This window comes from Bradyrhizobium sp. ISRA442, from assembly GCF_038085055.1.
In the GTDB taxonomy this organism is placed as follows: domain Bacteria; phylum Pseudomonadota; class Alphaproteobacteria; order Rhizobiales; family Xanthobacteraceae; genus Bradyrhizobium.
This window is the reverse complement of sequence record NZ_JALGCN010000010.1, coordinates 116565-130364: the sequence shown is the minus strand read 5'-3', so window position 1 is coordinate 130364 and position 13800 is coordinate 116565. Positions and strand designations below refer to the sequence as shown.

General features: G+C 57.5%; 11 protein-coding genes and 2 pseudogenes. 6 read left to right on the top strand and 7 right to left on the bottom strand.

Features of this window, described 5'->3' with window-relative positions:
- Positions 1 to 299 precede the first annotated feature (299 nt).
- The 3 genes and pseudogenes from MTR72_RS21870 to MTR72_RS21860 all read right to left on the bottom strand — a co-directional run.
- A complete protein-coding gene (locus MTR72_RS21870; protein ID WP_341510945.1) occupies positions 300 to 989 on the bottom strand; it encodes a 50S ribosomal protein L11 methyltransferase in 690 nt (229 codons plus the stop codon).
- A gap of 1237 nt (positions 990 to 2226) precedes the next feature.
- Positions 2227 to 2988: a Ulp1 family isopeptidase gene (locus MTR72_RS21865; RefSeq protein WP_341510944.1), complete on the bottom strand. Its 762-nt coding sequence runs from the start codon at positions 2986 to 2988 to the stop codon at positions 2227 to 2229.
- 801 nt (positions 2989 to 3789) lie between these two features.
- Positions 3790 to 3927: pseudogene (locus MTR72_RS21860) on the bottom strand (heat shock protein HspQ); the annotation flags it as partial.
- Positions 3928 to 4271: 344 nt separating this feature from the next.
- On the opposite strand from MTR72_RS21860, the gene MTR72_RS21855 reads away from it, so the two are divergent.
- Together MTR72_RS21855 and MTR72_RS40500 are read left to right on the top strand one after the other, a co-directional pair.
- A complete protein-coding gene (locus MTR72_RS21855; RefSeq protein ID WP_280968707.1) occupies positions 4272 to 5135 on the top strand; it encodes a hypothetical protein in 864 nt (287 codons plus the stop codon).
- Between the two features lie 19 nt (positions 5136 to 5154).
- Positions 5155 to 6093 carry an NEL-type E3 ubiquitin ligase domain-containing protein gene (locus MTR72_RS40500; RefSeq protein WP_445819616.1) on the top strand — a complete coding sequence of 313 codons (939 nt, stop codon included), beginning with the start codon at positions 5155 to 5157 and terminating at the stop codon, positions 6091 to 6093.
- A gap of 417 nt (positions 6094 to 6510) precedes the next feature.
- Here the strand turns inward: MTR72_RS40500 and MTR72_RS21840 are convergent, their stop codons facing one another.
- Complete coding sequence (locus MTR72_RS21840) at positions 6511 to 6894, bottom strand: HU family DNA-binding protein (RefSeq protein ID WP_280971325.1); 384 nt, start codon at positions 6892 to 6894, stop codon at positions 6511 to 6513.
- A gap of 451 nt (positions 6895 to 7345) precedes the next feature.
- Here MTR72_RS21840 and MTR72_RS21835 point away from each other — a divergent pair.
- Positions 7346 to 8201 (top strand): annotated as a pseudogene (locus MTR72_RS21835) (isocitrate lyase/phosphoenolpyruvate mutase family protein).
- Positions 8202 to 8543: 342 nt separating this feature from the next.
- On the opposite strand, the gene MTR72_RS21830 reads toward MTR72_RS21835, so the two are convergent.
- From MTR72_RS21830 to MTR72_RS21820, 3 genes are all read right to left on the bottom strand, one after another.
- Positions 8544 to 8675, bottom strand: coding sequence for a hypothetical protein (locus MTR72_RS21830; protein ID WP_280968706.1), 132 nt, complete (start codon positions 8673 to 8675; stop codon positions 8544 to 8546).
- Between the two features lie 287 nt (positions 8676 to 8962).
- Entirely contained in the window at positions 8963 to 9670 is a 708-nt protein-coding gene (locus tag MTR72_RS21825; protein WP_280968705.1) for a 2OG-Fe(II) oxygenase, read from the bottom strand.
- A gap of 68 nt (positions 9671 to 9738) precedes the next feature.
- Entirely contained in the window at positions 9739 to 10008 is a 270-nt protein-coding gene (locus tag MTR72_RS21820) for a hypothetical protein (protein WP_280968704.1), read from the bottom strand.
- A 593-nt stretch (positions 10009 to 10601) separates the two neighbouring features.
- On the opposite strand from MTR72_RS21820, the gene MTR72_RS21815 reads away from it, so the two are divergent.
- The 3 genes from MTR72_RS21815 (at position 10602) to MTR72_RS21805 (ending at position 13571) form a co-directional block, all read left to right on the top strand.
- A complete protein-coding gene (locus tag MTR72_RS21815) occupies positions 10602 to 11510 on the top strand; it encodes a protein-L-isoaspartate O-methyltransferase family protein (RefSeq protein ID WP_280968703.1) in 909 nt (302 codons plus the stop codon).
- 524 nt (positions 11511 to 12034) lie between these two features.
- Positions 12035 to 12472, top strand: coding sequence for a hypothetical protein (locus tag MTR72_RS21810; protein ID WP_280968702.1), 438 nt, complete (start codon positions 12035 to 12037; stop codon positions 12470 to 12472).
- Between the two features lie 190 nt (positions 12473 to 12662).
- Entirely contained in the window at positions 12663 to 13571 is a 909-nt protein-coding gene (locus tag MTR72_RS21805) for a hypothetical protein (RefSeq protein ID WP_280968701.1), read from the top strand.
- Positions 13572 to 13800: the final 229 nt, after the last annotated feature.

Below are 13800 nucleotides of genomic sequence, written 5' to 3'. Positions count from 1 at the left end.
AAAGCCATTGGCCAACCTCCGGGCTCTCATAAATTCACTTAATCCGGTCGGCGGCATCCTTTGAGCAATTTGAGACAATCAAGCGATCATACATATGTTTGGCAAGAACACTCCGATTTGGCGAGCCGGCGGCTGTCGCGTCCAACCCTGTCGCGGATGCTCGCCTATGCCCCGTCGGCAGATCGCACAACGGGCACCCGAGCAGTCGGCCCATTCCTTCAATTCACCCGAGCTTGAGGCGATAGCAAGGGGTTTGACCAGAAGTCGGGGTTGGGAGGGCTTCGCCGCCCGAAGAGCCTTCACCGAGCCGTGAGTTCCCAGATGATACGGATATGTCCTCCTTCGATCGATGGCCGGAAGACATGCATGTTTCTAACACGCAGCTTACTCTCATCGATCAAGTTCACGACGCGCCCAACATCTCCCTGATCGGAAAAGACGACATACATCAGGCCATTGGCAGTGAGCCAGTTATGAGCTCTCCCCAGAGCTGAGGCCATGGTGCTGTGATCTTCGTCAAAGCAGGAGCGCTCCAGGTCGTCGTTTGCCTTTCGGTTCCAGTACGGGGCGGCAAACAGAATAAGGTCGAACCTTTCTTGAGGCTGCAGCGCAGAATAAACGTCACTGAGGCGCACTTCTGCCTGATCGGCATAACCTAACCGCTCGATGTTCGTCTTTGTGGTAAGAACGGCTTGTGGATTAATGTCGAGAGCCACCAGGCGTTCTGCCCCAGCGCGGAGTGCCGCCAGGCCCAGCACGCCTGATCCGCATCCCAGATCCAATACTGTCGCTCCAGATTGGATGCGCCACTTCGATACCAAGGCATCGGGAGCGTGACTTAGGCGTGGCGATAGAACACCAGGCAAAATGTGCAAGAGCATACCGCATACCTCTACATCATGCGGGTGTTCGCACGACCGGAGATCAGCGATCATTGCGTCTACATCGGTCGTTTGGCGTCGCGCCGATATGGCTTTGGGGACTGTCATTTTAACTTTCCAATTCACTCGCGAGCGCGCTGCCTCATCGCCGTCCCATCCGATCAACGGATCGCCTGTTGAGCGAGTACGGTAGATGTCGCACGCTCGGTGCTCTGTACGGGGTCCGTTTTAAGGAAGTTGCGAGCAAGTTTGTCCCATCGTGTCTGAATGCGCTTCGCGCCGTCACTGACTCGTCGCCTCCAAAGCAACGGCCGTGCCATCAGCATTTAGAGCGCGCTCGGCTTCTGATGTTCCCTAGAGAACGGCTGCCGGCAGGCGCTCGGATGTTCTGTCGCCCCAGCGAGCGTGTCGGCGCCAGTGTCGCAAACCCAACACCTTTAACCGGGTTGGTGTATGAATTGACTTCGTGTCGCTATTCTCACGGCGGGATTGACCAGTCGTCAGAAGTTGCGACCTCTATCGAAAACTGACGTGCCGACGAAAGCTCGTCGGGAAACGCACAAGACTTCGTGCAATTCACGATTTTGATGCCGCCCCAAATACCTATCTACTAGCTGATCTAAGGAAGCGATATTTTACCTACGCTGGCCTGCAACGATCAAAAACTCGTCGATCATACCGGTCGCCCCAGTCATAGCGCCGATCGCCGCAACTGAGATCTGAAAAGACGATCATTAATGGAGCGGCATACTCCTCTTGCAACTCAACTCCTCAACCGTCCCCCTTTTTTCACAAATCTTTCTTTGCGCCTCGACTCACGCTGCAACGCCTTAGAGCAGGCACTTTCAGGACCTCGTTCATTTTTACCTGACCGGCGGTCACGTCGGGTTTTGGAAAGCTAACATGAGTAGCGAGGAGCCAGAGAGCTATGCTGGCGGACGAGATCATGGACCGATTGAACACTATCAACCAGGCCGATCATGATTCGGCCGCATCCAATCGGTTTAAAGGAGGCTAAAGTCCGCGGCCGGAAGCTGGGCGCGATTCTTCCATCCTACCACCTGCGGCACCCACGCTGGGTCCACATCAGAACGATGTTCTTGATGGGTTTGCAGGCACGTGTCGATCCACCGCTCAGACAGACCGGCCGCGCGGAGAGGTTCGCTTTTAAGTCGGTCGCTCGGTGTCGAAGCGTCCGATGGGCGGTCGATCACAGACCGACTACCACGATCCGATGCAGGGCGGGGTCGTGTGCAAGCCGCCCAGTCGTTCACGCGCCTGGTACCCGGCCAAGGTTCTGGTGCCGGCAAGAGGCGCGCCAGCCAGCTCCATCAGCCCAAACGCATCAGCGAGTTGGGCGTCGCGAATCCACACGACCGCTCAGTCGATCCTGGAGTGCCCGCCGATCGGCGACGAGGTTGTCGAGGTGAAGCGGCTCGTCATCAGGCCGCTCTCCTTGCGCCAATCGCCTCGCCAGCGCCCGTGTGCCGTCCACGACAAAGACGCCGCAATCATGACTGTTCCGCTGCTGGGTCATGCGGGCGGTCTCGAGGCGAGCGCCCAGCCTGACTGCGAGCTGTCTTGCCCCGTCGGTGTGAGAACGTTTTCGCAAGGAGTCGTAGTGATAGGCAACGATCGCTTTCGGTTCGCGGCGATCAATGAGCAGCAGCGACCAATGCGTGCCGTCGCTGCTACTGGCACCGCCAGTGTTCATAGGCACGAACAGGAAGTTGGCGGTATCGTTACCATGTCCACCATTGTTGATCTCCTGCAAGGTCTCCTGCCGGGCTTTCGCGTCGTCGGTCAAGCGCAGCAGATGAGCCTGCACCGGCTGCACAAACCGGGTGCGGGCGGCTAGATCCGGATTGTTCCTCCGCAACTCCCGCTCCAGGAGTGTGTAATCCGCCGTGATATGCTCGTCACCCAGCCACTGCGTGCGGTGGAGCGCCAGCGGAGGCTGCACTGGGATGCCGGATCCGGAGGCCTGTTCATCGGGCTCATCCAGACGGCCGGACGAGTTTTCGCGACCGCTCCCTCGGAACGCTTTGCATAGCCCGGACTTAAAACACCACCACAGTCCACAGCCTTTGCCATCCTTCACCGGCATCGCGGACGTCGTAGCCTTGGTCGATGATGATTCTTCGCCATGTCCCGGGACGCTATCGATGCCCGCCGCTACTGGCTGGTGAGATTCAAGCCCATGCCCCGGGACGAGCGTTACGCTAAGCCCACTCGGATTGTTTGGGGTCGGCTCTCTTGTTTCTTGCCCCAACTTAGGTGTGTAAGGCCGACCATGTATGTAAAAATGTGTTCGCGAATGGAGCGATGTCGCCGGTAGAAGTCCTTTTCTGCTCAGTGAACCGACCAAGGCATCGGGGGCTGATTGGCAACCATGTTCCCATCCCAAGCTGACGATATGTGTGAAGTCTCTCGTGCATGGGAAGTTCTCCGCGGGCACGCTGGCCTGCATATCAACGGCGAGGGCGGGCAACTTGGGTAGCGAATCCAAATGGGTCCAAGCTGCGCTGGATTCAGGAGGCGCTGGTCGCTCAAGGTGACCGCACGTCGGTGATGGCTCGGCCCTAGCAGTCCGCGATGGCAACATTGACGGCGTCCTCCCAAGTGTCCCATCCTGATTGGTCGGAAAATTGAAGTCATTATAGTCTCTGCGGTAAATAACCTCGAACATCTGACGCTGCACCGGCAGATCGGAGACCACACCATGCCGAGCACTATCCGCGTCATTGACCTCGATCAAATGGCGGGCATCGGGCTTGGCAAGTCGTTCGAATTCATTTCCACAAAAGGGACCATGACTACTCGCCCATCTCGCACAACTTCCCTCTGCTCATGAGGTATGAGCGTGGCAGCGCGAATGCCGCGACTTCCGCCGCTCAGGCGCGAAGCATCAGTTCAGCGGCGGATTGCGCGGGTGTACCCGCCCGACTTGTCACTTGATGAAGATCTCCGCCACATACGAATGCCGGATCGGTTCGCCGACTCGTCGGGCAAGAGAATTCTGCTCGGACACATAGGCGACGTCCTCCCAATGTCCAAGCGACTCCGGCACTTGCTCGAGAGGGTCGGCGACCGCTTGGCAAAAAACTGACAGGTCGGCCTAGTGCGAGTCGCAGTCTTGATCCGCTTGGTTTACATTCGTCAGTGACCTTCATGATGACAACGGCGGTTTCCAGGAGCATCACTTCGGAGGCGCCTACCTAAATTGACGACTGAAAAGACGGCATTGATGGTCCGAGGAGAGTGCCAGCCGAGTGTTGGTAATACGTCTCACTTTTCCGAACGAGATCGACGGCAAGACTGCCTATGCGGTCTCACCGGGTTGGTGATCAGGTTCGTCGAGTTAAACTGGGGCGCGGGAGGCCGCCGACGATGAACCGTGAGACTCCGGCTGATGGCGAAGCGCCGCAGGACCAGGCTCTTGCGGCCTGGGCTGCCGAAGAGGTGCTGAGCCGACGCGAAAATCGGCTAGACGCGGCAAGAAGAATAAGAGCTTGGGAGATGGCCGCAACCACTGTGCAGCTAAACCTTGCATCGCTGTCCCTGACGGTCTTGCCACCCGGCTTCCCGGCGTTGCTCCAGCGCCTAGACGTCTCCGACAATCAGCTGACCTATCTGCCGGAATCTCTTCCGACTAGTCTTCAGGAACTCTACGCCAGGTCGAATCGGCTGACTAGCCTGCCCGTTCTCCCGCCCGGGCTCCGGCGCATGGATGTTGCCGACAATCGGCTGACCAGCCTGTCCGGCCTCCCCCCTGGACTCCAACGCCTGGATGTTCCCGACAATCGGCTGACCAGCCTGTCCGGCCTTCCCTCTGGACTCCAACGCCTGGATGTTCCCGCCAATCAGCTGACCAGCCTGCCCGACACTCTCCCGCCCAGGCTCCAGATTCTGCATGTGAACGAGAACCAGCTGACCCACCTGCCCGCCGCACTTCCGGACAATCTCTGGCGGCTCGACGTTTCCCGTAATCGACTGACTCACTTGCCCGACTCCCTCCCTGCCAGCCTCAGAACGCTCCACGCTGGTTGGAACCGACTGACGAGCTTACCCGAGACCCTGCTGACGCAGCTGAGACATGCTTCCATAGTTAGTTTAGCCTGGAAGCGAATCCTGTCGGAGCGGGTGCGGACGAACCTTGCGACAGCCCTGCATGCCGAGGGCTATGAAGGGCCTCGAGTCTCCTTCTCGATGGGAGGGAGGAACGGCGCAAGGGCCGGGACGGCCTCTGGCTGAGGCGGTCGCGGACTGGCTCATGGGCGAGCCGGAGACGCTGGCCCTCTGGCAGAGCTTCGGCGAAGAGCACGGTGCTCAGGACTACGCACGCTTTCTCGACAAGTTGCAGGAGACCGTGAACTACGGCGATGAGGCGTTCCAGCAGGCGGTGCGCGATGACCTGCGGCAGGCGGCAAGAAGGCACCGATTGCGCGAACAGTACTTCCAGTTGGCTTTCGACGCGAGCGCAACCTGCGAGGATCGCATCACGTTGACCTGGAACGGCATGCAGACCGCGCGCCTAAATGCTCAGGTCGAGGACGGGGACTTTGACGGGAATCTCAAAGGCATCTTGGAGAGAGGGCCGTATCCTGTTCCGCTTGGATGTGCTGGAGCGCATCGCTCGCGAGAAGGTCCGCTCACTGCGTTTCGTCGACGAGATCGAGGTCTATTTGGCCTATCAAGTGAAGCTGCGCGATGCACCGGAGCTGCAGCCCGTGGCCTCAAAGATGCGCTTCGAGCGCGTTTCCTTCGTTACGGAGGCCGACATCGCCCTTGCCAGACATCGGTTCGGGAGCAGGAGGCGGCAGGCTTTGCCGACTACCTGGCCACACGCTGGCAAACTTGGCAGGCGGTGTTGAAGCGTTTCGCTCGCAAAGACCATGCAGCCATGCAGGCGCGCCTTGGCGAGGCGATGGGAGAGGAGTTTTCGGCACGCCTGAATCAACGTCTCGCGGAATTTGGTTTGACGGGCAATGCCGATGCCAAGCTGCAGCTCGGCTGCCCAGGTCAAAGACGAAATCGCTCGGGAGATCATGCGACCGGTTACGGACCACTTTCTTGCGCAGCGTGGCCTCACGCTGTAAGCACAGACCTTCGGTGGGCATGGGCTCTCAATGCCTGGTTCCACGGGACCGTCGCGCCGGACCGAAGAGCGTTCGCCGATCACGTTGCAGCGTATCCCGCGGCGGTGAAGTAGTGGCTGCATTCGGTCGATGTTTGCGTCGGATTTTCACACAGCAAATCAATTGTGTCTAGCTTTTCCCAGAGCAGCGGCGAGGCACGCAGCCGTGATCAGGGAATCCTCATCATAACATGGATTGTTCGAAGTCCGTTGAGCTGATGACCCGCAACATGCAGAACTCGTTTGCCCTGCGTCGGAATCCAGTGCGAAGCGCATACTTTGAAGCGCATACTTTAATGGCTGTGAGCGGATCCCGGTGATTTCGCCTAGGCATTCCCGATTTCAAGTCGTCCAGGATTCCGATTTGATCCATTCCGACTTGATCTCACCCGGAGGAGAGAGACGTTATTCTGGCGAACCTTCCCTGGCACCATTTGCAGGGCCTGGTCAATCCCGAACCAAATCGTCTTGAGGCTCGTCAGCTTGCCCCTCTTAGACAACCTCAGACGGTGAGCTGCCCGTCACCGAGCACTCGTGGCGGTTCAGCCGCTCGTGGACTGCCCTGCTGGCCTTGAAGATCGGAAAACGCTTTTGCTCAATTTGCATGTACTCGCCCGTTTTTGGATTACGGCCTGTGCGAGCCTGCCGATGCTTGATCGAAAATACTCCGAAGCGCCGCAATTCAACCCGGTCGCCGCGCGCGAGCCCCTCGGCGATCTCATCGAGGATTGCGCTCACAATATTGTCGACGATGCCCTGATAGAGATGCGGACGCATGCCGGCGATACGTTGAACGAGTGTGGACCTGATCATCGTTGCCGCTTTCGCAAATTGGGAAGTGGCGCTTACTCGAAAGCGTTGGCCACTGTCAAGCATGACCGATGTCATGCCTGGACCGGTGAAGGAATGTCATCGCGAGATGAAGAGCCAACGCCGCTAGCGGCTTCGCAAGGGGAACGTGACGCGGTCTCGAACTACCTAACACGATGCTCCTGCAATCACCGGTTGCCTCGCTCTGTATGGACCGAACTCGATCCGCGCGATGAACCGCCTCCACGTGCGTTATCTCAATCGTCATTACCGACAATCGCACGTCCTTCGGTCATCCTAGCTTAACCACTGTTGCTGCACATCTGCAGCGAAACGCAACAATTGCGAGGCCCGGTCAACTACCAATTCTCGCAATTGATCTAGATGACATAAATATGTCACCTTCCATAGATGATCGTTGCTCGATCAACCGCACGCAGGCATCAGCATGCAGAACCAATCGCAAGCTGCTCTCGCCAAAGGGCCTAATGAGGCGGTTGATTTCTCACCTTCGCAAATGCTGCGGGCCGACGTCTGCTCTAGCAGCGCACTCTCCTTCCTCATGTAAGCGCATGACGGACTCTCGGCCGCTCTGGCTGAGGGCGCAGGTTTCAAAGCTCTCTGGGCATCGGGCCTGTCGATTGCCTGCTCTCTGGGCTACCGAGATGCCAACGAAGCGTCTTGGAGCCAGCTTGTCGACGCAGTCGAGCGGATCGTAGACTCAACGCAGCTGCCTGTGCTCGTTGACGGCGATGGCAGCTTCGGCAATTTCAACAATGCCCGTCTGCTCGCACGCAAACTCCGCCAACGTGGCGGTGCCGGCGTCGCGCTGGAGGACAGCGGTTTTCCGAAGACAAACTCGTTTGTTGGTGATCGGCATCCCCTCGCCGATGTCAACGAATTTTCAGGCCGTCTGCGCGCAGTGAAGGATACAGCTGCGGAAGACCTCGTTCTTGTTGCCCGGATCGAAGCACTGATTCGCGGCTATGGATGGACGAGGCAATTTTGCGCGCTCACGCTTATGCCGACGCCGGAGCTGATGCGATCCTCATTCACTCGCGAAAGAGCGCCGCGACGAGATTTTTGAATTTGCACGCGCCTGGCAGAACAGACTGCCGGTGGTGATCGTTCCAACGAAGTACTATCGAACACCAGTCTCTGCTTACCCCAAAGCTCGCATCTCGACGGTGATCTGGGCTAACCATGCCCTGCACGCTGCAATAAGGGCAACGCGGCAGGTCTATCATCGTATCCTCACTGAGGAGAACACAACTAGCATTGAACCGAGTATTGCGACACTCGACGAGGTGTTCGAACTCTTCAGGTACAATGAACTCGCCAGTACGGAAGCACGCTATCTTCGGCCCTCCTGACCGAGGGCGATAAGGTCTCATTTACGTTGCAACACACTCATTCTCGAAGGACCACCGCGATGCAACCGGACGCCTTTCTCTCACACTCAACCCCACTCATCAGCGCCCTCACCGGCGTCCGCGCCCCGTTGGCGGCCGATGCTCTTGACGTAAACAGGCTTGAACCATCCCGTTCTCACTACCTGCGCGATCCCACAGGCGTCGTTCCGATCGGTCTTCACCGGCATGGCTGAAAGTGCCGCCTTAACCTGGCGGGCTTCCAAACTGACGGCCGGCAGTCCCAGTTCGATTAGATTTGCGGTCAGCCATTCTGATGTCGGTCCTGCCTCGAGGCCTACCCGTTCAACTTGACCTGCCCATGGTTCGAGGTACTGCACAATCGATGGCGCGTCCGCCCTCGTCGTTCTTTCCGATCTCGTCCACCGCACATATCGCAACCGAATTCAGCGAAACATCCGGGCCGACGTAGATCATGACTTTTCCTCCTTGATGGAATGGGTCCAGATCGTCAGTCAAAACGTGCCGCGCGGCAAATAGGTCAGGCGATCGGGACCGAATACCCCATCTCTTCCGTGAACCTTGCTCGCTTCATCTGTCCATCCTTCTTCAGGCCGGACTCTAACTCCATCTGGAGATACGCAGTGGCAGGTCACAGCTATGTTCGTATGCAGGTGTCGATGCGCTTCAAGGGACTTGCCTTGAACCACGAGACGTTCCTTCGTCTCTATCGCGAAGTCCGTCCGCGTCGGATGAATACAGCCTCATTCATGTAGCCATCCGGTAAGGGCGAGTCGGGCGCCGTGCGCATAGGGAGGCACATATAGTACGGAATGTGGCCGCGGCACCGCGAACAACAAGAGGGTATTGTAAGTCGGTGGAACACATATGGGTGGATCATGATCGCTCCAGAAGCAAGTCTGTCCACCCCAGTCATTGCTCCATCGAGTTGTGAGGTTGAGAGAGTAGGCGACCTTTCGAACTCCCGGTGTTCCAGGTGGTTGCTTATCGGTATGAGTTGTTAGAAAATGTCCGGCTTCGAAGCGCGAAGCAAACCCGTCGATATGGATAAACTCGCGATGCCCGGTCGCATCCGCAACGATTCGTCGGAATTTCGCGCTAGTTAGGTATTCAGCAATTGTGCGAAGAACACCGGTGGCGCAATCGTCCCGCAGTCGTTCCACGAGCGGATAGCTCTTGAACAGATACTGGAATGATCCATTGGAACTGTACGGCTGGCGCCCGTCAGGACGAGGGCGCTCCCAATCCTTGCGGTCGAGACAGACCGGCGTTCCATCCGGGGCGATAGATACAACCGACCATGCGTCGAACAATTGGAGAGCTTCCGACACAGCCGCGGCTGCGTCAGGCGGCAGAAAATCCATTATCCTCGCGAAACCGGATGCTTGGAATGCCGCTCGAATTTCAGCTCGACGCTCTATCGTCAGATCGCAATCAGAAAGGCGCAGCACTGAGCTACTCCTCAGCTGCTACCGCCGCAAAATTGTGGCGGTAGCAGGCGGCAATGAGACATGGATACTTACGACGCATTGCTCTTCAGCGAAACGACCTTACCAAGCTTGCGATCCTCTGTCTTGTCGATCCATTCCGATACGAGAGAGCGAAGTTGGGGCCTTGAATTTCCGACATAGTCCTTCAGCGCCTTCCAATTATTCTCTGCGAGGAACTGCCGGATTCTGCCTGTCTCCTCGGAAGAAAGGGGAATGTCCATGTGGAGTTCCAAAACCGTTTCTTCTGCTGGTGTGGCGTAGTCGGTTTTGAGGATCAGGTTTGGTACTGATGAGCCCATTTGCTAGCTCCTATCTTTTCTGCGGGCCTCGTTTTGGCCATTTCGGCCATGATGAATTGTAGATGGTCTGAGCCTCGCGAGAACCTCCAAGAATGGGTAGAGCCCCATCAGTTGGGAAGGGACGGCCCAATGAAGTCAAGTCAGTTTCACGGGCCAGCAGATCATCGGGATTCTATGGGAACAGGAGGCGGTCAGACCCAAGCAGCTTAAGGCGTTGGAGGACGAGAAGACCAAGCTGAAGAAGCGCGTGACCGGGGCGATGCTCTACAACGCCATGCTCGAGGATGTTGAACGGGAATAGTGGTGGTGCCCAACGCAAGGCGAGAGGCCGTCACACTCCTGCGGACCACCTTCGATGTGAGCGAAGGCGGGCGTGCAAAGTCCGAAATCAGAGCGCCATCGCGGCGGGCGAGTTGATGAGGCAGTCGTACATACTCTCGCGCGAACTGGCGGGCGGTCCGACTACCATCGTCTTTTCTGAGATCGAACTAAGATGTGACAAGCACCAACGAGGTCACCTCAAGAACTCAAAATCATTTGATTTCGATTAACTACGAGATCTTACCCTACATTTATGATCTAAGGTCAGGTGCATGTTTGCATCCGCCACGTTTGGCGACACTAAGGGTAGAGGAATGAATATCCGCGAAGTAAGACAACTGTATGCCCGGCAGGTACTGGCGCTGGCCGGAGCAGATAGCGACAAGAGATTAGAAAAGGCATTTGCGACTGTTCCGCGAGAACACTTTCTTGGGGGCCGTCGGTGGCACGCGGTGACTCCATGGGCGCCTCATTTGCGTTTGCATGCGAACGACCCCTCACTCCTCTACCAAGATGTTGTCATCTCCCTTGATCCAAAGCGTGGCGTCAACAACGGTAGTCCGTCGCTGCACGCGTGGATGATGCACAAAGTCGGACCGCTAACGGGGGCAACCGTTGTCCACGCAGGTGCGGGAGCGGGCTATTTCAGCGCCATTCTTGCCGAACTTGTCGGCAAAAAGGGGCGAGTGTTGGCTATCGAATACGACAAGTCATTGGCAAAATTCGCAAAGGAGAACCTGAGACCTTGGAGGAACGTTGAGGTTTTGAATGCCGATGGCAAGAACTGCGCACTTCCATTGGCCGATCTCATTTACGTCAATTTTGCTGTAATCCGACCAGCCGTCACCTGGGTCGACAATCTGAAAGAGGGCGGACGCCTTTTATTTCCTCTTGGAACTCCCGAACGGGAAGCGCGGTTTGTAGGGCGACATGCGATGCATGCGGTTGCATTGCTCGTCAGACGTCGGAGAAAAGAGTTTGAAGCGCAGGCATTACGCGAAGTGTCATTTGTTTTCGCTGAGGGCAGCGATACTGCTGTCGAATCGTCCGAGGAAAGACGGTTGAGGAGGGCTCTTGCCTCCAGGGGATGGCAAAACGTTTCGACGCTCTATTGGAAGCAACGGGCAAAGGGACGATGTTGGTATGCTGCCAAGGATTGGGCGCTAGGCGTCAAGACCTGAAACCCGCGGGAGGATCTGAACACCCCTCCCCGATTTTGGCACCGCGGACGCTTTGCGCCCCCGGGCCAATTAGATGTTTGCAATTGATTGATTATCTGAAGTCAGATGGCACCTGGAAACGGTCCATGTACAGGTGCTCGACGAACTAGGATTCGTTGTGGGGCCAGCGCGTAATCGGCTCGGCATCGTTTGTCTTGTACTCTCGCCTTAAACGCGAAGGTCCGAGACATGATCGCAGAGGGAGGCACGAACCTCGGTTTAAGACCATGGCCTTGAAGAGTTGACCGCGATAGATCCAGCTCAGGATATCGGCTGCAGACTGCCGGTTTTCTCGCAGAAACTGCTTGCGATGCACTGTGTAGAATCGTCCACCAGTACTGGATTATTCGTGAGCGTCACGGGAAGCTCACCGTGCCGGGCCTTGACTCGCGCGGAATGCTCTGGATAGCGCTGTCGGGATGATTGACGCCGCAGGCACGCGGTGATGGGGTGATCCCGGTTCGGAGCGGGCAACTGGGATCAGAATGACCAGCGAGTCGCAGCTGCGCGAGAAGCTTCGGAAGATCGAGGCGTTGTTCGCGGGTACCGGAACTGCTGGTGAGCGCCTTGCGGCGGAAGCTGCGCTACAGCGGGTGCGTGCCCGGGTCGAGGAGCTCGCTCGCCACGATCCGCCGATCGAACAGCAATTCTCACTTTCCGACCAATGGTCGCGGCACCTGTTCTTGGCGCTTTGCCGCCGCTGCGGGCTGCGGCCGTTTCGTTATCACCACCAGCGACGCAACACGGTGATGATCCGTGCGTCAGGAGGCTTCGTCGGCAAAGTGCTGCTGCCGGAGTTCACCGAGGAGAGGGCGCTGCAAGATCGCCCTCGGAATTTACTTGAAGCAATGAGCCTGGTCAGCTGTTCGACAGCTAGGCCCTCTAGCATAGCAACATCTCTATCCGGACAGCGGCCCACTTGATGGCTCAAGTTCTGGAAGAGAAGGACCTGGATCCTGGGTCAGCCCCATCCGTACGCCCTCAACATACCGACCCGTTCGAGAACCATATCCGCTGCAATTTTATCGAGATTTGCGCCCGCCTCGGTTTCTGATCCTTATCGGACCAACTTTGTTCGAACGACATTGACAAGGCCACCAATGGGAGAAGGGAATGGACCCATTTGACAACGTCAACCCGTCCGCCGCTCGCATGAGTTACGTCGAGCCGCAACAGGAAGAGACCGCGCAAGCAGACTTTGAGCTGCGGCTTGGAGAGCATCGGCCAGTCCTCCCAGCACCAGCTTCAGCCGGGGCTGGATCGACCCGAACTGCAACGGATGGCAATAGGAGAGCGGACCTTATCCCGAAGAACGAACGGTGCACAGCCGCATCCTTTGTAAAAGCGCGCGCTCAGCTCGCCGCAACGCTGACCTGCGCGAACATTGCGGAACTCAGAAGAGAAATCGAACTCGCTGCGCAGACATCAACACCATGGTCAGGAGCGACTGGACCGTCGGCTGGCGGCGTGGATAGTAGCCGCGTTTACGACGACGTGGTGGCATCCTCATACTTGGAGCTGCAGCGCTTTCAAAACCACGCCAGCCATTGCAAGCCGCGCGGGTTGGCCAATCAAAGTGCGATGGCCCATTTGCGTTCCATGGCGGCTTCGCGTTTCGACGCCGCCCCCTGGAATATCTGGGGAGGCCAACGACTTGATCTGGGTCGCGCAGCGGCAGAACACATGAGGGGCGACACCAGTTCTTCGCCCTTTGTGTCACTGTCCGAGGAGGCCTCACGACTGCTCCTCTCGCCGGACGACGACAACGAGTATGGCGCCAAAGTGATCGCGGAAAATGCCAATGAGTTGCACACGTACACGGTGCCGAGGATCACCGCTTGGACGGCCGAGGAGATCGTCAGTATTCTTGAGGACGGGACTGAGGATGATGAACCCGACCTGGCCTGGGTGAGCGATACCCCAACTGAGGAGCGCGAGGTACTGTTTCTGGGCGGGAATCTGGATGACTATCGGACCGCTAGCGCATCGAATCCATACAGAAAGTCAGGGAAAGAAGATTGAGGGTGGAGGCTTAGCAAGGTAATTTGGCTGTTTCCGATGCTCGGAAAATCGAAAGCAGCCTTCGCTCCGCCTATAATGCTCCGGCCGAGCTGGCCATCGGGGGAGCTGGCCGCGTACTGCACCTGGAAAACCAGAATTTCAGCCGAAGCCTGTACCGTCTTTACGTTCGCCGCACTCGTCGTCGGGTTCGAAAAGGCACTTGCCGACCAATATTCATTCTAACTTTCCG

What these genes read in the sequence shown, in the direction of transcription:
- MTR72_RS21870 (WP_341510945.1), bottom strand. Translation starts at nt 989, where the DNA reads ATGACAGTCCCCAAAGCCATATCGGCGCGACGCCAAACGACCGATGTA.
- MTR72_RS21865 (WP_341510944.1), bottom strand. Translation starts at nt 2,988, where the DNA reads ATGCCGGTGAAGGATGGCAAAGGCTGTGGACTGTGGTGGTGTTTTAAG.
- MTR72_RS21855 (WP_280968707.1), top strand. Translation starts at nt 4,272, where the DNA reads ATGAACCGTGAGACTCCGGCTGATGGCGAAGCGCCGCAGGACCAGGCT.
- MTR72_RS40500 (WP_445819616.1), top strand. Translation starts at nt 5,155, where the DNA reads ATGGGCGAGCCGGAGACGCTGGCCCTCTGGCAGAGCTTCGGCGAAGAG.
- MTR72_RS21840 (WP_280971325.1), bottom strand. Translation starts at nt 6,894, where the DNA reads ATGCTTGACAGTGGCCAACGCTTTCGAGTAAGCGCCACTTCCCAATTT.
- MTR72_RS21830 (WP_280968706.1), bottom strand. Translation starts at nt 8,675, where the DNA reads ATGATCTACGTCGGCCCGGATGTTTCGCTGAATTCGGTTGCGATATGT.
- MTR72_RS21820 (WP_280968704.1), bottom strand. Translation starts at nt 10,008, where the DNA reads ATGGGCTCATCAGTACCAAACCTGATCCTCAAAACCGACTACGCCACA.
- MTR72_RS21815 (WP_280968703.1), top strand. Translation starts at nt 10,602, where the DNA reads ATGTTTGCATCCGCCACGTTTGGCGACACTAAGGGTAGAGGAATGAAT.
- MTR72_RS21810 (WP_280968702.1), top strand. Translation starts at nt 12,035, where the DNA reads ATGACCAGCGAGTCGCAGCTGCGCGAGAAGCTTCGGAAGATCGAGGCG.
- MTR72_RS21805 (WP_280968701.1), top strand. Translation starts at nt 12,663, where the DNA reads ATGGACCCATTTGACAACGTCAACCCGTCCGCCGCTCGCATGAGTTAC.